A 17150-nucleotide genomic window follows, 5' to 3' on the forward strand; every position below is an offset into this window, starting at 1 on the left:
GCGCGAGAGGTGTGTTACCCCTTGGCCGCGCCAAGCCCGGAGGAACCATGCCCGTCGCCGACTACGCCACCTACTGCCGCATGCTCGACAACGCCAGGGCGAACAAGTTCGCCTACCCGGCCATCAACATCACCTCGTCGAGCACCATCAACGCCGCGCTGGCGGCGTTCAGCGAGGCCAAGAGCGACGGCATCCTGCAGGTGAGCACCGGCGGCGGCGAGTTCGCTTCGGGACAGGGCGTGAAGGACATGGCCTTCGGCGCCATCGCGCTGGCGGAGTTCATCCACCGCGTCGCCGAGCGTCACCCGCACTACGTGGCGATCCACACCGACCACTGCCCGGCCGACAAGCTCGACAAGTTCATGCGCCCGCTGCTGGCCGAGACCCGCCGCCGGCGCGCGGCCGGGCTGCCCAACCTGTTCTCGTCGCACATGTTCGACGGCTCCGAGCTGCCGCTCGGCGAGAACATGAAGGTCGCGCGTGAGCTGCTCCAGGAGTGCGCCGAGCTCGACATCATCCTCGAGGTCGAGGCCGGCGTGGTCGGTGGCGAGGAGGACGGGGTCAACAACGAGCACGCGCCGGCGTCGAAGCTCTACACCACCCCCGAGGACATGGTCGCGGTGGCGCGGGCGCTGCGCGAGATCAAGGGCGGGCGCTACATGTTCGCCGCCACCTTCGGCAACGTGCACGGCGTGTACAAGCCGGGCAACGTCAAGCTCAAGCCGACTATCCTTCGCGACGGACAGCAGGCGGTCGCGCGCGAATTCGGCGAGGCCGCGCGCTTCGACCTCGTGTTCCACGGCGGCTCCGGCAGCGAGCTGAGCGAGATCCACGAGACCCTCGAGTACGGCGTCGTCAAGATGAACATCGACACCGACACCCAGTACACCTATACCCGGCCCATCGCCGACCACATGCTGAAGAACTACGACGGCGTGCTGAAGATCGACGGCGAGGTCGGCAACAAGAAGCAATACGACCCGCGCTCGTACCTCAAGGCCGCCGAGAAGAGCATGCAGGCGCGCGTCAAGCAGGCCTGCGCCGACCTGCGCTCGACCGGCACCTCGCTGTTCAAGCGCTAGACTCCACTCGACCCTCCACGAAAGCTGCACGAAACGATCATGCGGGTACACGTCGACGCCGAGCGCCCGAACCCGCGCAAGCTGCAGCCCGCGGTCGACGCCCTGAAGAAGGGGCAGGTGATCGTCTACCCGACTGACACCGGGTACGCGTTCGGCTGCGCCATGTCGAGCCCCAAGGGCATCGCGGCGATCCGCAAGCTCAAGGGGCTCGACGAGCGCTCGCACAAGCCGTTGACGATGATCGTGGCGGGGCTGACCGACGTCGGCCGCTTCGGCGTGCTCGGCAACACGCACTTCCGCCTGGTCCGCCGCCTGCTGCCGGGGCCGTACACCCTGGTGCTGGCGGCGACGTCCGAGGTGCCGAAGAGCATGCACAACCGCCACCACGAGGTCGGCCTGCGCGTGCCCGACCACCTGGTGTGCCGCATGTTGATCGGCGAGCTCGGCGAGCCGCTGCTGACCGGCTCGGTCACGCCGGGCGAGGACGCGACGCCCGAGCTCGAGGACGCCGAGGAGCTCGAGAACCGCTACGCCCGCGAGGTGGCGGTGACGGTCGACGTCGGCCCGCAGTGGCCCGACCCGTCGACGGTGCTGCGGATGATCGGCGACGACATCGAGGTGTTGCGCGAGGGCAAGGGGACTACCGTCCGTGAGCGACGAGGCGGCGCCGCCGCGGCCGCGGGCGCGAATCGTGCTCGCCGACAACATGGACCTGCTGCCCGGCCTGCCGGCCGGCGGCTTCTCGCTCATCTACATCGACCCGCCGTTCAACACCGGCCAGACCCAGCGGCGGGCGCAGCTGCGGACCGTGCGTGACGCCGACGGCGACCGCACCGGCTTCAAGGGCCAGCGCTACCGCACGATCAAGCTCGGCGAGCGCCGCTACGCCGACGTCTTCGACGACTACCTCGAGTTCCTGTGGCCGCGGCTCGAGCAGGCGCACCGCTTGCTGGCGGCCGACGGCAGCTTCTTCCTGCACCTCGATTACCGCGAGGTGCACTACGCGAAGATCGCCTGCGACCAGATCTTCGGCCGCGAGTGCTTCATGAACGAGATCGTGTGGTCGTACGACTACGGCGGTCGCTCGAAGTCCCGCTGGTCGGCCAAGCACGACAACATCCTGTGGTACGCCCGCGACCCCGCGCGCTACACGTTCCAGTACGAGGCGATCGATCGGATCCCCTACATGGCGCCGGGCCTCGTCGGGCCGGAGAAGGCCGCCCGCGGCAAGACCCCGACCGACGTGTGGTGGCAGACGATCGTCAGCCCGCAGGGGCGCGAGAAGACCGGCTACCCGACGCAGAAGCCGCTCAAGATCCTCGAGCGGATCGTGGTCGTCCACTCGCGCCCCGGCGACCTGCTGCTCGACTTCTTCGCCGGCAGCGGCAGCTTCGGCGAGGCGGCGCTGCGCCACGGTCGCGACGTGGTGCTGGTCGATCAGAACCCCGAGGCGGTCGAGGTGATGCGCCGGCGGCTCGAGTTCGCGGCGCCGACGCTCGAGGCGCTCGGCTCGCTGGTGTTGTTGCAGCGCGAGACCGTCGCGGCGGCGCCGGACGAGGCACCGGCCACAGGGCCGCTCGCGGCCGAGTCGCCGACGGGGGAAGATCGGCCAGCGGCGGCGTCCCTGGAGCAGGACGCAGCGCCGGGCGACTCGCCGGAGGTCGAAGATCGGCCCGCGGCGTCACCGGAGTCGACGCGGCAAGACGCAGCGCCGGGCGAGTCGCTCGCGGACGAGGCGCCGCGCGAGGCCGAGGTGACGCTCGCGGCGGAGACGAGCGAAACGCCCGCGATCGTCGGCGAGGGCCCGGCGGCGGCCGAAGAGGTCGGTTGAAACGTGTTTCTTTTACCCATGCGAACATTCGCGGCCGAGCGCGGCAAGATGTCCAAGGGACATGTGCGCGTAATTGCGCGGACTGTCGACCGCGGCGATCGACCGCGGCCGGCGCGTCGCATGGTGTGATTGCCGGAGGTGCGAGCGAGGGCGGTCGGTCACGACATCCGTGTCGTGCCGTGAATCGCATGAGCCCGGTGGCGTGGTCGGCACGGCTTGGCTAGGTTTCCCCCATGCGCTCCTACTTTGACGTGACCCGCGCCTTCTACGTCGAGCTGATGGCCGGGCTGGGTCTGGTGGCGGCTTGTGGCGGCGCGAGCGGCGAGACCACGGCGGCCACCGACCCGGGCTCCACGTCATCGACCGGCGCGGCCACGACGGCGGTGACGACCAGCGCGACCGACGACTCGGGCGCGGTGACGGACACCACGGAGGGCGCGACGACGACGACGACGACGAGCGAGGGCACGAGCGCCGGCACGATCACGACCACGGTGAACTCGATCACCGGCGAGGAGACCACCACCGCCGAGACGACCGGCGAGGCCAGCGGCACGACGACGACGACGGGCACGACGTCGACGACGACCTCCACGACCGGCGAGCAGACCACCGGCGACACCAGCGAGCTGACGTGCGACCCGCCGCCGCCCGGGATGATGCAGAAGTACGTGTGCTTCCCGGTGCCCGACGGCCTGGCCGACTGCGCCGCCTGCGACGCGGCGTGCACCGAGAGCTGGGCCAACGCGGCGGCCAGCGGCGATCCGTTCTGCAGCTACACCGAGCTGATCGTGCAGTGCGGCCCGGACCCGATGCCGGCGCAGCCCGACCAGTGCTGCTACTTCGTCGCCCACGGCGACGGCATGGTCTGCGAGGGCCGGCCGTTCGTGGTCGAGGGCGAGGGCCGGGTGGCGCCGAACCTGCGCCGCAGCGACTGGGGCGGCCAGGTGCTGCCGTCGCTCGCGGGCCTCGACGATCCGACCCGCGCCGCGCTGGCCGAGCTGTGGGGCGCCGCGGCGGCCGACGAGCACGCGTCGGTGGCCGCGTTCGCCCGCTTCGCCCTCCAGCTGCTGGCCGTCGGCGCGCCGGCCTCGCTGGTCGACGGGGCGCAGCGCGCGATGGCCGACGAGATCGCCCACGCGCGCGCCTGCTACGCGCTGGCGGGCGCGTACGCGGGGACGCCGATGGGACCTGGCCGATTGGACATGTCCTCTGCGCTAGGCGACACCGACCTGCCGGCGCTGGCGGCCGCGGCGGTGCGCGAGGGCTGCGTCGGCGAGACGCTGGCGGCGCTGCTGGCCCAGGTGGCGACGTTCCAGGCCGACGACTACGCGGTCCGCAGCGCGCTGAAGCAGATCGCGGTCGACGAGGGCCGCCACTCGCAGCTGGCCTGGCGGTTCGTGCAGTGGGCCCTGGGCCGCTCGCCCGCGGTGCGCGAGGCCGTGCGCGAGGCGTTCGCCGCGGCCCTGCGCGAGCCGATCGCCGTGCGCCCGTGGCCGACCGACGCCGACCCGGAGCAGCTGCGCGCACGGCCGCCTGTCGCCCGAGGTGCAGATGACGCTGTGCCGCGACGCGCTGGTCGGGGTGATCGGCCCGGCCGCCGACGCGCTGCTCGGCCGCGCCGAACAGGTCGCGGCGGCCTGAGCCGGGGATCACTGCGGGCAGCGCGGGGCGATGAATTTGCCGTCGAGCTCGGATGGTTGTCGAGGCCCGACCACTTCACGTGACACAGGCGACCGACGACCTTGTCCTCGTCGATGGCGATGATCTCGAGCGTGCCCGTGGCCGTGCTGCCGCCGCCGTCACAGTCATCGGCGGGGGCGTCGTTGCCGGTCTCCTGGCCGAAGCCGAGGATGTCGGTCCACTTCACGGTGTAGAGGCCGGGGGCCTGGAATGCGGCGGGGATCCGCAGCGACAGCTCCCACTGGTGATCGCACGAGAGGCGCTCGTGCGGGTCGGCGCAGGTGAAGGTCTCGCTCGAGAAGCGGACGTACAGCAGGTTCGGATCGTCGTCCTCGCCGGTGGTGCCGTCGCTATCGGGGTTCGCCGGGATCTGCGACTCGAGGTAGGCCAGGACCTCGACGTCGAGCGGCTCCGCCTCGCCGTCGCACGGCACCGGCTCCTCGGGCTGGCTGGTGGTGTACTGCGAGGTGGTGTCGCTGGCGGACCCGGGAACTCGCCCGTGCTCACGTCGGCGGTGGTCCAGCCGCTCTCGGAGACGATCGTGGTGCTGGTCCAGCCGGGGCCCTCGGTGTCGGAGACGCCGGTGGTGGAGGTGACCGGCGGGCCCTCGGTGTCGGAGGTCCAGCCGGGCCCCGCGGTGGTCGTCGCCGGCCCCGGGCCGCTGGTCTCGAGGGTGGTGCCCTGCCAGGTGTCCCAGGTGCCGTGAGAATCGCCGGTGGTGGCTGTGTTCGCGGTGTCCCCGTCGTAGAGCTTGCTCTCGAAGGTGCACGCCAGCACGGTCGAGGCGACGATGAAGAGGTGGATACGGTTTGTCATGTGCATGCGAGAATCAATAGCATGCACTCCGATGATTCGATCGGACCCGTTTCGGTCCATCGGACCGCGATCGGACGTCGGCGCTGGATCGGCCGAATTCCGGAGAATGGGCCCGATTCGGCGCAGGCGGCCGGAGCGGCGCCGGCCGTGGTGTGTGCATTCGGGCGGCGGCTCGGTCGCTATTGTCGCATTCGCCGGTCGGCGCCGATCTTCGCCGTCGCCTCGCCGGACTTGCGGCGGGTGTGCGGATCCGGGTCGGCCGCGAGCGCGGCCAATGACGGCACCGCGCAGCTCGCTGCGGCGCCGCAATTGCCGAGCGCGAGCGCGGCCTGGCGGCGAATGGTGGGATCGGCGTCGGCCAGCAGGCGCGTGAGGTCGGGGATCGCGGCGGTCGCCCGCGGGCCGAGGTCGATCAGCGCGGCGATCGCCTCGGCGCGCTGATCGTCGGGCTCGCCGGGCGTGACGAGGCGCAGCAGCGTCGGCAAGGCCGCGATCGCGGCGTCGCCCCAGGGCAGGCGACGAAACGCGGCGAGCGCGACCCGCCGCACCGCGGGCGACTCGTCTTCCATGATGACGCGCAAGGCCGGCAGGATCGCGGGCGGAAGCGACGGATCGGCGGCGAGCAGGTCGATCGCCGCCGAGCGCACGCCCGGGTCCGGATCGGCGACGAGCGCGACCAGCGGGCAGGCGATCGGCCTGGGATCGGCGCCGACGCTGCGCAGCGCGAGGAGGGCCGAGCGCCGCACGAAGCTGTCCTGGTGATTGAACAGGGCGACCATCTCGGGCGCGGTGTGCCGGGCCTTTTCGCCGTGGCTGGCGAGCGCCTGCAAGATGTCGAGGATGATCGCGGCGACCGGCTCGTCGTGGAGGTCGCGCGCGAGGTCGTCGACCAGCGCGGCGCCCGGCGGACCGAGGGCGAGGATCGCCCGCGCGCCCCGTCCGCGCACCCGGTGATCGCGGCTGTGCAGCTCGGCGCGGTGGTAGGCGAGGCGATCGTCGATGGACTCGAACTCGGCGAGCGCGAGGGCGGCGAGCGGATCGTCGGTGTCGTGCGCGACGCCGAGGAGGCGCCCGCCGGGGGCGATGAAGGCGACCGCGGGGTAGCTGCGCGCGCCGAAGCCCTCCCACTGCTCGTCGGTCTCGGCGTGGATGAAGCGCAGCGGGCCGCCGGTGCGCCGCGCGAGGTCGGCGAAGGTGGCGCGGAACGGGACGCACGCGGCGCACCAGGTGGTGGAGAGGTTGACGACCGCGATCTGCCCCGGCGCGAGGTCGGCGACGGCGGCGTCGAGCGCGGGCCGACCCTCGACCTCGAGCGGCGCGCTGCCGCGAGCGCGGGCCTGGCGGCGCGCGAACGACAAAGTGCCGAGCGGGTCGACGAAGCGCACGCCGCCGCGATCGATGCGGTGCGCCTGCGCGGCCCGCTCGCGCACCGCGATCACGCCGTCGCCGTCGCGGTCGGGGACCTGCGGCGACCAGAAGGCGCGCGCGGCCCGATCTCCGACCTGTCCCGAAGGGAAGGTCACCACCACCGCGGCGGCGTCGGCCAGCGCGCTGAAGGCCAGCCGCGGGCGCGCCTGCGCCAGCACGACGACGCGCGCGCCGGTGCGGAGCTCGGCGAGCTCCTGCTGCAGCTCGCCGAGCGGCAGGCAGGCGTCCTGCAGCGGGATGCAGCCCCACGCGTCGTCGGCCAGCTCGTCGACCTCGGCGGCGAGGAGCACCAGCATCGCGCCGGGCTGCAGCTCGCGACGCAGGGCGGCGAGCAATTCGGCGACGCCGGCGCGGGTCGGCGGGGCGTGGTGGGCCGCCCCGCGCGGCGCCCGGGTGCCGGCGACGAGCAGGCGATAGTCGGCCTCGGCGCGCAGCGTGCTCAGTGCGTGCTCCAGCCGCGGGCCGTCGCGGCCGTCGAACACCAGGGCGTAGCGCGGCAGCTGGACGTCGAGCGGCGCCGCCTCGCGCGGCGGGAGGTCGGGTAGCGACGAGAACGACGAGCCCGCGTGGATCCACCCGGCCGCGCCGGGGCGCGGGTCGCAGACGAATGCGCTGTCGAGGTTGGCCGTGAGGGCGGAGGGGCCGGCGGCGGGCGACGGTCCGTCACAGGTCGAGACCTCGGGCGCGGTCGTGGGCGCGGGTGGGGGCGGCGCGGGGCGACATCCGCTCGTCAGCGACAGGCATACGAATACGTCGAGGCCGACCGAGCGCATACAAAGCCCCAGGATAGCACGCCGCACCGGCGCGCACGCGTCAGCCCTCGAAGGCGCGCAGCTCGACGCCGGAGACGAAGAACCGACGCTCGCGCAAGTCGTCGGCGTCGACGCAGGCGTGCACGCGATCGCTGAGGTACAGCTTGCCCCACTCGCCGCAGTCCTGGGCCATCTTCGAGGCGATGTTGACCGGCATGCCGGCGATGTCCTTGCCGCCGCCGGCGAGGTCGAACACCAGCACGGGGCCCTGGTCGACGCCGATCCGGCAGTCGATGCCGCCCTCCGCGAGCTCGCTGCGGAAGGTCCGGGCGAACGCGAGCGCGCGCGCCGGCTCGTCGAAGGTGTAGATGCCGAGCGGCCCCGAGACCTTGACCTCGACCCCGCGCGCGGCGGCGAGGTGACGCAGGCCCGCGTCCTTCATCTTGGCCGACAGCGACAGGTTGTCGAACAGCGCGACCGCGCGGCTGTCGGCGTCCTGGGCGTGGCGCTCGACGAGCACCACGACCTCGTGCCGCGTGTACTTGGCGGTCATCTCGCGCGCCAGCTCGCGGTCGCCGAGGCTGGCCGCGAGGCGCGTGAGGTCGGCGTGGAAGGCGTCGGAGTAGGGGATCGGGTAGCGCCTTCCGCTGGATGTCCCGAGGGACAGGCGGGGACCGTCGACGAGACGCCACAGCGGACCGAGCCCGTTCGCCTCGCCGATGGCGATGAGCGTGAAGTCGTGCGCGGGCGGCAGGCGACCGGCCACGGCCTGGCTGACGACGATCTCGCCGCCGGCGACGTGGTCCTCGGCGAGCGCCTCGATCGCGTCCGAGGCGTCGCCGTAGAGGCCGCCGCTGGCGCTGTAGAACTCGCCGAAGTGGGCGGCGAGGCCGATCTTGATCGCGCAGCGGCGGGCCACCAGGTCCTGCACCGTGAGCAGCGCCGCGAGCAGGCGCTCGGCCGGGACCGCCTCGGGGTAGAACATCTGCGTGTTGTCGGCCGCCCAGATCCCCACGCTCTCGCCGCCGATCGAGAGGCCCAGCTCGTGGACGATCGCCTTCGGCTGGTCGATGATGGCGAGGATCTCCATCAAGCCGCGCTCGGCGGTCATGCGCGTGAGGCCGGCCGCGTCGGACACGACGTTGTAGCCGGCGACGCGGCAGGCCGCGAGCAGGCGCAGGGCGTCGGCCTCGGTCTGCTCGCTCTCCCACCACCGCTCGAGCAAGCGGAGCGGAAGGCCGCCGACGATGTCCTGGGCGAGGTCGAACAGCGCGGGCGAGTACTGCGTGCGGGCGAACTTGGCGGCCAAGGCGAGCGGCTCTGTGGGTAGCAAGGCGCGGCGAGGTTGACAAGCGGCGCGCGGCGGCGCGCCGGCCGACCTGGGCGGAGGATGTCGGCCGCGACGTCGAATACGCGTAACACTGGAGCCGGCGCCTCGTTGGCGAGCTGCGACCAGGAGGTCGCGCGGACCATCACGACTGCGAGGAGTTTTATGAAGATCTGGACATGTCTTGTCGCGCTCGCGCTGCTCGCGGGCTGCGGCGACGACGGCAGCAGCACGACCGACGACGGCCCCGAGGACGCGACGCAGGTGCCGCCGACCACCGGCAAGGTGGCGATGCGCGAGTGGCTGGCCGCGGGCCACTACAAGCAATGGGCCTGTGAGGCCGACGCCCACGACGCGACGATCGGCGTGTCGCCGCACGGGAAGCAGCGGATCTGCAGCAACGACGCGCTGGCGGCCCACGGCGACGGCGAGTACCCGGTCGGCGCCTCGGCGGTGAAGGAGCTGTACGACGCCGAGGGGGCGAGCATCATCGGCTACGCGGTCTACCGCCACGTGAAAGCAGGGACCGACGGCGGCAGCTGGTACTGGTACGAGGAGGTGCCGGCCGATCACCCGGCGCCGCACGACAAGGACGGGATCGTGGCCGACGGCCTCGGCGACGCCGGGCCGGCGATGAGCGTGTGCGTGAGCTGCCACCAGGCGGCCGGCAGCGACGCGGCGCACCCCGGGCACGACTTCGTGTACGTGCAGGTGCAGTGATCCGCGGTACCATGCCGGTCGCATGAGCGAGGCGACCCTCGACGACGCGGCGCTGCTGGCCGGATTCGTGGCAGCGACCCTGCCGGGCCCGGCGTTCGGGCACCGCGAACATGTGCGCGTGGCGTTCCTGTTCCTGCGCACGCACGCCGACTTCGGCGCGGCCGCCGTGGCCTTTCGCGCGGCGCTGCGCCGGTTCGTCGCCGCGCTCGGGGCGGAGGACCGCTACCACGAGACGCTGACGTGGGCCTACCTGGCGCTGGTCCACGAGCACATGCACGGGCACGACGACGCCGACTCGCGGGCGTTCCTGGCCCGTTGCCCGCGGCTCGGGCAGCACCGTGGCGGCGAGCTCGAGGCGCGCTGCGACGTCGCGGCGCTCCTGGCGTCGCCGCTGGCCCGCCGCGTGCTCGTGTGGCCTTCGCGCTAGCGCGGCTCAGCTCGCGCCGGCGAGGCCGTTCGCGGCGGCGAACTCGTCGAGCTCGGTCACGGTGGCGCGCATGAACCGGCGCTTCTCGTGGTACGGCAAGAACGCGCTCTTGAAGCCGTTGAGGATCACCTGGCGCAGGGCGGCGAAGTCGAAGCCGAGCTCGGTGTGGAGCAAGTGGAGCTCGCGCGACACCGTGGTGTCGGTGATCAGGCGGTTGTCGGTGTTGACGGTGATGCGCGCGCCGAGGTCGAAGTAGAGGCGCAGCGGGTGGTCGGCGATGCTGCTGACGGCGCCGGTCTGCACGTTCGACGACGGGCAGCACTCGAGCGGGATCCGGTGGTCCACCACGTAGCGGAGCAGATCGCCGTCCTCGCGCAGGCGGCAGCCGTGGCCGATCCGGTGGGCCCCGCACACGTGAAGCGCCTGCGCGATCGAGGCCGGGCCGTAGGCCTCGCCGGCGTGGATCGTGACGTTGATGTTGTTCTGGCGCACGAGGTTGAAGGCCTCGTGGTGGTCCTTGGGCGGGTAGTCGTACTCGGCGCCGGCGAGGTCGAAGCCGACCACGCCGCGGTTCTTGTAGGCGACCACGAGCTCGGCCATGCGCAGCGAGGACTCGGGCGAGATGTTCCTGATCCCGCACAGGATCAGGTTGCTCTCGATGTTGTGGGCCTGCTGGGCGTCGTGCAGGCCGCGCAGCACGGTCTCGACCACGCGCGTGAGGCCGAGCCGGCGCCGGGTGTGCAGCATCGGCGAGTAGCGGACCTCCATGTAGCGCACGTTCTCGGCGGCGGCGTCGGCGGCCAGCTCGAAGGCGGCGCGGTAGAGGGCCTCCTCGTCCTGCAGCACCTGCAGGGTGACGTCGAAGGCCTTGAGGTAGGCGACCAGGCTGCCGGCGTTCTGCCCGAGGTGCATGGCCGCGGCGAGGCCCTCGGGCGTGTCGGCGGGCAGCGAGACGCCGCGCTCGCGCGCGAGCTCGAGGATCGTGGCGAGCCGCATCGACCCGTCGAGGTGGACGTGCAGGTCGGTCTTCGGCAGGCGCTGGATCTGCTCCAGCGTCAGGGGGTCGGTCATGCTGGCCTCAGGGACATGTCGTAAAGATCAGGTGGTGTAGATCGCCGGCTTGAGCACGCCGATGTACGGGAGGTTGCGGTAGTGGCCGGCGTAGTCGAGGCCGTAGCCGACCACGAACTCGTTGGGGCACGGGAAGCCGACGTGGCGGACCTGCAGCGGCCGCTTGCGCGCCTCGTGCTTGTCGAGCAGCGTGCAGATCTCGAGCGAGGCCGGGTGGCGCGTGCGGAGGACGTCGCACAGGTAATCGAGGGTCAGGCCGCTGTCGACGATGTCCTCGACCAGGACGATGTGGCGGCCCGTGGCCGCGTTGCTCAGGTCCTTCAAGATCCGCACCTCGCCCGAAGAGGTGGTGCGGTCGCCGTACGACGAGACGGCCATGAAGTCGATCGACAGCGGGATGTTCATGTGCCGCACGAGGTCGGCCATGAACAACAGGCTGCCGCTCAAGATCCCGACCATCAGCGGGTCCTTGTCTGCGTACTCGCTCGCCAGCGTGCGCCCGAGCTCGGCGACGCGCTGGTGGATCTGCGCCTCGGTCAGGAGGATCTTCGAGAGGTCCGCGGTGAGGCCGCCCTGCCAGGTGTCCGTGGTCGTGTGTGTCATGCGCGCTCTTGCGCGGGAGGATACACGAGCGCCGCGGGCGCGTCAGCCCGCGCGCGGGCCGGAATTGCCGCTCCGGCGCGGACGCAGCGGTCGCCGCGGGTGACGACGACGTCCGCGACGTCCGCGAGCTCCGAGAGCGGAGGTCGAGCGATGCGAGCGGCGTGGCCGAGGCGCGTCGAGGCGATCGAGTTCACGAGGCCCGCCGCGGCGTCGAATCGGCCGGGCCGCCGCGCGCTCACGGGGCGGGCGGGGCCAGCAGCGGGCGCGGGGCGCCGAGGGCGAGAGCGGGGCGCGGCTCGGGGGCGGGCAGGGCGACGGGCTCCGGCAGGCCCTTGATGTAGACGTCGTGCTTCGAGTAGGGGATCTCGATGCACGCGGCCGTCAGGGCCTTGTAGACGCGGCAGTTGAGGTTGTCGAGCACGTCCTCCAAAAGGCCCGGCTGGACGATCCACACCATCAGCGAGAACTCGAGGCCCGAGGCGCCGAAGCTGGTAAACACGACGGTGGGGGCCGGGTCGCTGCAGATGTGCGGCTGGCCTTTCGGACATTCGAGGAGCACGCCGCGCACGAGGTCGATGTCGGAGCCGTAGGCGACCGACACCTTGATCGCCACGCGCTCCTTCTCGGCCGGGCCGGCGCTCTCGTTGACGACCTTGGAGTTGCCGATGATCGAGTTGGGGACGGTGATCTCGATGTTGTCGCGGGTGAGGATCCGGGTCGAGCGCAGGCCGATGTCGGTGACGCGGCCGCGCGAGCCGTCGTCGAACTTGATCATGTCGCCGATCTTGTAGGGGGCGTCGGCGAGGATGAAGATGCCGGCGAACAGGTTGGCCAGCGAGTCCTTGGCGGCGAAGCCGACGGCGATGCCGACGATGCCGGCCGAGGCGAGCCAGCCGGTGACGTCGACCTTCCACGCCAGCAAGGCGAAGTAGGTGGCGCCGCCGAACAGGATCAGCTTGGCGAACATGTCGAACAGCGGCAGCGTGCGCGGCTGCAGGAACGAGCCCTCGCCGGCGCGCTGGCTGAAGTGACGCAGGACGAGCGTGGCGATCCGGATGGCCGCGCCCGTCCACACGATCACGGCCACCGTCTCGAGCAGCGGGTCGCCGATGTGCTTGAAGCGGCCAGCGCTGTCGACGATGCTGGCCGACCAGCGCAGCCCGACCAGCAGCACGGTGATGAAAATCGGGCGTCGCAAGATCGCGACAATTTGATCGTCGAGGTCGGTTTGGTCTTCCGCACCAGGATCAGCACGACGCCGCGGAAGAACAGCTCGATCAGGAAGGCAGCGACGAAGGAGCCGAGGAGGACGGCGCCGGCGCGGATCGTGGGGACTTCGAGCAGCTCCAGCAGCGCTTCGGGCATACGCGGACGCCCGAGGATGCCGTGCTGTCGGGCCGCGGTTCAAGTCATGAGAGGGGATACGCGTCTTCGAGTGTGGTCTTCGGACCTCAGGGGCCCAGAGCGGCGCGTACGGCGTCGACGAGCGCGCGGGGGCCTCCGGCGCGGGGCCGCTCGCGACGTGGACGATCCGTCCGTCGCGGCCGAGGACCAGCGCCGTCGGCAGCGCGGCGACCTGCAAGCGGGCCGCGAGGGCGCCCTGCGGATCCCAGCCGAGCTCGAAGCCGTGGAGGCGCAGGTCGGGCTCGGGGCTGAGGCGGCTGCGGTCGCTGTCGAGGGCGACGACGACGACGGCGAGGCGGGCGGCGCCGTGCTCGCGCAGGAGGTCGTTGTAGAGGGCGAAGCTCGCCGGCCACGAGGGCAGCGCCGCCGAGGTGAGCTCGAGGACGACGACGCGGCCGCGCAGGCTGGGCAGCGGCAGGCCGGGACCGGCCAGCAGGGGGACGGTGAGGTCGAGGACCTCGCCGGCGCCGTGGCGGATCGGCTGCGCGGGCAGGACGGGGGCGTCGGGCGGCGGTGGTTCGGGCGGCGGGGCGGTCTGCGGGCGCGTACACGCGGCGGTCAGCGCCGCGAGCGCGGCGGGCAGGAGCACGCGTGACGAGAGGCTCATGCGTCGTGGACCGTGTCGACCAGGAGGCGGGCGATCGCCGGGTCGGTGTGGCGGGAGATCCCATGGCCGAGGTTGAAGATGTGGGCCTTGGCCCGCCGCCCGGCGGCGACCACCGCCCGCGCCTTGCGCTCGACCAGCGCGGGCGGGCCGAGCAGCGCGAACGGGTCGAGGTTGCCCTGCACGACCCGCTCGGGGCCGACGACGTCGATCGCCTGGGCCATGTCGATCGACCAGTCGATGCCGACGACGTCGGCCGGCATCTCGGCCGAGGAGGCGAGCAGGTTGGCGTTGCCGCGGGTGAACATGATGAGCGGCACGCCGAACTGGCGCACGGCGGCGCACAGGCGGGCGGTGTGCGGCTGCACGTGCTCGCGGTAGTCGTCGGGCGCGAGCGCCCCGGCCCAGCTGTCGAACACCTGCAGCGCGTCGACGCCGGCCTCGACCTGGCCGCGCAGGTAGTCGATCAGGAGGTCGGTGATGCGCGCCATCAGCTGTCCGAAGAGACCTGGCTCGCAGAACATGAGCGATTTGACATGTTCGAACTCGCGGCTGGTCTTGCCCTCGACGAGGTAGCTGAGGGTGGTGAAGGGGGCGCCGCAGAAGCCGATCAGCGGCACGCGGTCGGCGAGGGCGGCCTTGCAGGCGCGCACGGCCGCGTAGACGTAGTGGCAGGCCTCGCGCGGGTCGATCCACTGCAGGCGGTCGACGTCGGCCTGGGTGCGCACGGGGGCGGCGACCACCGGCGAGGGCTCGAAGCGGACGTCGACGCCGAGCGCGTCGAACACGACGAGGATGTCGGAGAACAGGATCGCGGCGTCGACGCCGAGGCGATCGATCGGCTGCAGCGTGACCTCGGCGCACAGGTCGGGGCTGCGGCACAGCTCCTCGAAGCTGACCTTGGCCCGGACCGCGCGGTACTCGGGGAGGTAGCGCCCGGCCTGTCTCATGAGCCAGATCGGGGTCCGCTCGGGGCGTTCGCCGCGGCAGGCGCGGAGGAAGCTGTCGTTGTGCATGGCCCGGGCACGATAGCGCACCCCGGGGGGCGCGGGGCCCCGCGTGCGAGGCGCGGATGCACACGCGGCGGCGCGGGCGGTTCGGCGCCCCCTGGCGCGTCCGCGGGCCCTTTGCCATCCTTCGGCCCATGCGACTTAGATCTCTCTTTTTGATCTCCAGCATCGGCCTCGGGGCGTGTTCGACGGCCGCTCCCCAGAGCAGCGAGACCCTCGGCAACAGCACCGCCTCGGCCTCGAACACCGAAGGCTCCACCGAAGCCAGCGGGCCGGGCTCGACGGGGTCGTCGAACTCCACCGATTCGCAGTCCACGAGCCTCGACCCGACCGCCGACAGCGTGACCACCGCGAGCTCGACGACCGCGCTCTCGGCCACCGGCGAGCCGACGACCTCGGACACCGGCACGGGGGCGCCGAGCACCACCGAGGCGATGAGCACGACCGGCGAGACGACAATAGCGACCACCGGCGAGACCGGCGAGACGACCGAGCCCGACACGAGCGGGACGGACACCGAGGGGACGACCGGCGGGATGGGCGGCGGGCCGTGCGAGGTCGACGCCGACTGCAAGCTGCACGACGACTGCTGCTCGTGCTACGGCATCCCGAACGATCAGACCGACCCGATCTGCAAGTCCGAGTGCGACCAGACGCAGTGCGAGCAGATCGGCATCGACGAGGCCAAGTGCGTGCTCGGCCAGTGCACCACCGAGAAGGTCGACTGCAGCAGCGAGGTCGCCTGCGACTCGTTGCCGCCCGACTGCCCGCCGGGCACGCTGCCGGGGATCGCGGGCGCGTGCTGGAGCGGGGCGTGCGTGCCGGTGCTCTCGTGCGACAAGGTGCCCGACTGCAAGCTGTGCCCCGAGACGCAGATGTGCGTCGAGTTCCAGGCGTTCGAAACCAACCGCACGTGCCTGCCGCTGCCGACGGACTGCAACGGCAAGGCGAGCTGCGAGTGCGCGGGCGAGGCATGCGCCGAGCCGTTCGGCCTGTGCGGCGCAGGGGGGGCGAGGTCGACCTGGCGTGCGCGTGCCCGAACTGCTGAGGCGCGCGGCGCCGCGGCGAGCGAAGGACGAGCCGCGACCGCGAGGTCGCGGCTACGGCTGGCAGCGCTCGGGCGACCACAAGTGCGCGGCGCGACCCTCGAGGAAGCGGACGCACAGGTCGGGGTAGAGGATGTCGAAGGCGCCGAAGGGCCCGAGCTCGACGAGCTTGTCGGGCTTGCCGCGCACCGCCTCGACCTCGGCGAGGGACATGCCGGCGTGGAGCTTGCCGACGCCCCGCTCGTACTCGGCGATCTCGTCGGCGACGCCGAGCATCCGCTCGCCCCGGCGGGTGCGCGGGACGCTGTAGCGCGCGGTGACCTCGTAGGTGCCGCCGAGCTGCCCGGGGTGCCAGCGGGCGAGGATGAAGATCAGGTCGTCCTCGTCGAAGGCGTGGAAGAACCAGGCGACGTGGCCCTCGTCGCGGGCGGTCCGCTGCAGCTCGTCGCGGGCCCGCTCCTGCAGGCGCAGCGCCTCGCGCCACGAGAGGTCCTCGCGCGGGGCGCTGTCGATGCCGGTGAAGACGACGTGCACGAGGCCCTTGGGGATCTCGTGCAGCCGACCGCCGTCGGGGTTGGTGGCGCAGGCGCCGGCGAGGAGGGCGAGCGCGAGCGAGCTCCGCTTCAACATCGCGGCGGATCGTAGCCGGGGAACACGGCGCCCACCAGCCGGGCCTCGTGGGCAAGGAGCCACCGCTTGCGCTCGAGGCCGCCCCCGAAGCCGACGAGGCTGCGATCGCTGCCGACGACCCGATGACAGGGGACGATGATGGGGATCGGGTTCTTGTTGTTGGCGCCGCCGACGGCCCGCGTGGCGGTGGGCCGCCCCATGGCCCGGGCGATGTCGCCGTAGCTGCAGATCGCGCCGAACTCGACGGCCATGAGCGCGGCCCACACGGCCCGCTGAAACTCGCTGCCCTCGGCGCCCAGCGGGACGTCGAAGCGGCGACGCGCACCGACGAAGTACTCTTCGAGCTCGCGCCGCGCCTGCTGCAACACGGGCTCGTCGTCCCGCTCGCTGCCGTAGGCGGCCGGGGTCGGGTCGCTCCGCCGCTCGATCAGGTGGACGCGGCGCAAGGCTCCGCCGCCGGCGACGAGCCGCAGGTCGCCGATCGGGCTGGACATCCATGTCCAAAAGGTCATTGTCATGACATGTTCCTCGAGACAGGTTTATTTTTTGGAAAAAAAGGCGCCGGCCCGTGAGTCGAGCGATGGGGGGAGGACGGGGGCGCGGGGCACTCGACGGGTGTACACCGGGGCGCCGACGCGCGCCGCCGAATTCGCGCATCGCGGCGAGAACGCCGTCTCGAGCCCGGATCGGGGCGCTCGCGGGTGACCGATTCGTCG

At 72.0% G+C, this 17150-nt stretch carries 15 protein-coding genes and 1 pseudogene; 7 read left to right on the forward strand and 9 right to left on the reverse strand.

The window, feature by feature from the left end; translation table 11 throughout:
- Positions 1-47: 47 nt before the first annotated feature.
- The 5 genes and pseudogenes from fbaA to OV079_RS39335 all read left to right on the forward strand — a co-directional run bounded on the left by fbaA (position 48) and on the right by OV079_RS39335 (position 5302).
- Complete coding sequence (fbaA, locus tag OV079_RS39315) at positions 48-1082, forward strand: class II fructose-bisphosphate aldolase (protein WP_267774791.1); 1035 nt, start codon at positions 48-50, stop codon at positions 1080-1082.
- Positions 1083-1121: 39 nt separating this feature from the next.
- Complete coding sequence (locus OV079_RS39320; RefSeq protein WP_267774792.1) at positions 1122-1898, forward strand: L-threonylcarbamoyladenylate synthase; 777 nt, start codon at positions 1122-1124, stop codon at positions 1896-1898.
- A pseudogene (locus OV079_RS39325) lies at positions 1789-2580 on the forward strand (DNA-methyltransferase); the annotation flags it as partial. The gene OV079_RS39320 and the pseudogene OV079_RS39325, both read left to right, overlap by 110 nt.
- A gap of 566 nt (positions 2581-3146) precedes the next feature.
- Complete coding sequence (locus tag OV079_RS39330; RefSeq protein WP_267774794.1) at positions 3147-4640, forward strand: ferritin-like domain-containing protein; 1494 nt, start codon at positions 3147-3149, stop codon at positions 4638-4640.
- A 455-nt stretch (positions 4641-5095) separates the two neighbouring features.
- Complete coding sequence (locus OV079_RS39335; RefSeq protein WP_267774795.1) at positions 5096-5302, forward strand: hypothetical protein; 207 nt, start codon at positions 5096-5098, stop codon at positions 5300-5302.
- 289 nt (positions 5303-5591) lie between these two features.
- Here the strand turns inward: OV079_RS39335 and OV079_RS39340 are convergent, their stop codons facing one another.
- Positions 5592-7613: a HEAT repeat domain-containing protein gene (locus OV079_RS39340; RefSeq protein ID WP_267774796.1), complete on the reverse strand. Its 2022-nt coding sequence runs from the start codon at positions 7611-7613 to the stop codon at positions 5592-5594.
- A gap of 40 nt (positions 7614-7653) precedes the next feature.
- Entirely contained in the window at positions 7654-8901 is a 1248-nt protein-coding gene (locus tag OV079_RS39345; RefSeq protein WP_267774797.1) for a nucleotidyl cyclase domain-containing protein, read from the reverse strand.
- 129 nt (positions 8902-9030) lie between these two features.
- Between OV079_RS39345 and OV079_RS39350 the strand changes: the two genes are divergently transcribed.
- Together OV079_RS39350 and OV079_RS39355 are read left to right on the forward strand one after the other, a co-directional pair.
- Positions 9031-9639 (forward strand): hypothetical protein, encoded by a 609-nt coding sequence (locus tag OV079_RS39350; RefSeq protein WP_267774798.1) that lies wholly within the window; start codon positions 9031-9033, stop codon positions 9637-9639.
- A gap of 22 nt (positions 9640-9661) precedes the next feature.
- Positions 9662-10066, forward strand: a complete 405-nt coding sequence (locus tag OV079_RS39355; protein WP_267774799.1) for a hypothetical protein — start codon at positions 9662-9664, stop codon at positions 10064-10066.
- Between the two features lie 6 nt (positions 10067-10072).
- On the opposite strand, the gene add is transcribed toward OV079_RS39355, so the two are convergent.
- The 7 genes from add to OV079_RS39390 form a co-directional block, all read right to left on the reverse strand.
- The gene (gene add / locus OV079_RS39360; RefSeq protein ID WP_267774800.1) at positions 10073-11137 is read right to left on the reverse strand and encodes an adenosine deaminase; all 1065 of its coding nucleotides are present in this window, start codon (positions 11135-11137) and stop codon (positions 10073-10075) included.
- Between the two features lie 27 nt (positions 11138-11164).
- On the reverse strand, positions 11165-11740 hold the full coding sequence (gene hpt, locus OV079_RS39365; RefSeq protein WP_267774801.1) for a hypoxanthine phosphoribosyltransferase: 576 nt from the start codon (positions 11738-11740) through the stop codon (positions 11165-11167).
- A gap of 235 nt (positions 11741-11975) precedes the next feature.
- The gene (locus OV079_RS39370; RefSeq protein ID WP_267774802.1) at positions 11976-13751 is read right to left on the reverse strand and encodes a mechanosensitive ion channel domain-containing protein; all 1776 of its coding nucleotides are present in this window, start codon (positions 13749-13751) and stop codon (positions 11976-11978) included.
- Complete coding sequence (hemE, locus tag OV079_RS39375) at positions 13748-14764, reverse strand: uroporphyrinogen decarboxylase (protein ID WP_267774803.1); 1017 nt, start codon at positions 14762-14764, stop codon at positions 13748-13750. The genes OV079_RS39370 and hemE overlap by 4 nt, the downstream gene beginning before the upstream one ends.
- Positions 14765-15374: 610 nt before the next feature.
- Entirely contained in the window at positions 15375-15671 is a 297-nt protein-coding gene (locus OV079_RS39380) for a hypothetical protein (RefSeq protein WP_267774804.1), read from the reverse strand.
- A gap of 187 nt (positions 15672-15858) precedes the next feature.
- Entirely contained in the window at positions 15859-16434 is a 576-nt protein-coding gene (locus OV079_RS39385) for a hypothetical protein (protein ID WP_267774805.1), read from the reverse strand.
- A complete protein-coding gene (locus OV079_RS39390; protein WP_267774807.1) occupies positions 16428-16946 on the reverse strand; it encodes a methylated-DNA--[protein]-cysteine S-methyltransferase in 519 nt (172 codons plus the stop codon). The genes OV079_RS39385 and OV079_RS39390 overlap by 7 nt, the downstream gene beginning before the upstream one ends.
- Positions 16947-17150: the final 204 nt, after the last annotated feature.

It is taken from the genome of Nannocystis pusilla, from assembly GCF_026626665.1.
In the GTDB taxonomy this organism is placed as follows: Bacteria; Myxococcota_A; Polyangia; order Nannocystales; family Nannocystaceae; genus Nannocystis; species Nannocystis pusilla.

What these genes read in the sequence shown, in the direction of transcription:
- fbaA (WP_267774791.1), top strand. Translation starts at nt 48, where the DNA reads ATGCCCGTCGCCGACTACGCCACCTACTGCCGCATGCTCGACAACGCC.
- add (WP_267774800.1), bottom strand. Translation starts at nt 11,137, where the DNA reads ATGACCGACCCCCTGACGCTGGAGCAGATCCAGCGCCTGCCGAAGACC.
- OV079_RS39385 (WP_267774805.1), bottom strand. Translation starts at nt 16,434, where the DNA reads ATGTTGAAGCGGAGCTCGCTCGCGCTCGCCCTCCTCGCCGGCGCCTGC.
- hpt (WP_267774801.1), bottom strand. Translation starts at nt 11,740, where the DNA reads ATGACACACACGACCACGGACACCTGGCAGGGCGGCCTCACCGCGGAC.
- OV079_RS39340 (WP_267774796.1), bottom strand. Translation starts at nt 7,613, where the DNA reads ATGCGCTCGGTCGGCCTCGACGTATTCGTATGCCTGTCGCTGACGAGC.
- OV079_RS39390 (WP_267774807.1), bottom strand. Translation starts at nt 16,946, where the DNA reads ATGACCTTTTGGACATGGATGTCCAGCCCGATCGGCGACCTGCGGCTC.
- OV079_RS39330 (WP_267774794.1), top strand. Translation starts at nt 3,147, where the DNA reads ATGCGCTCCTACTTTGACGTGACCCGCGCCTTCTACGTCGAGCTGATG.
- OV079_RS39370 (WP_267774802.1), bottom strand. Translation starts at nt 13,751, where the DNA reads ATGAGCCTCTCGTCACGCGTGCTCCTGCCCGCCGCGCTCGCGGCGCTG.
- hemE (WP_267774803.1), bottom strand. Translation starts at nt 14,764, where the DNA reads ATGCACAACGACAGCTTCCTCCGCGCCTGCCGCGGCGAACGCCCCGAG.
- OV079_RS39355 (WP_267774799.1), top strand. Translation starts at nt 9,662, where the DNA reads ATGAGCGAGGCGACCCTCGACGACGCGGCGCTGCTGGCCGGATTCGTG.
- OV079_RS39320 (WP_267774792.1), top strand. Translation starts at nt 1,122, where the DNA reads ATGCGGGTACACGTCGACGCCGAGCGCCCGAACCCGCGCAAGCTGCAG.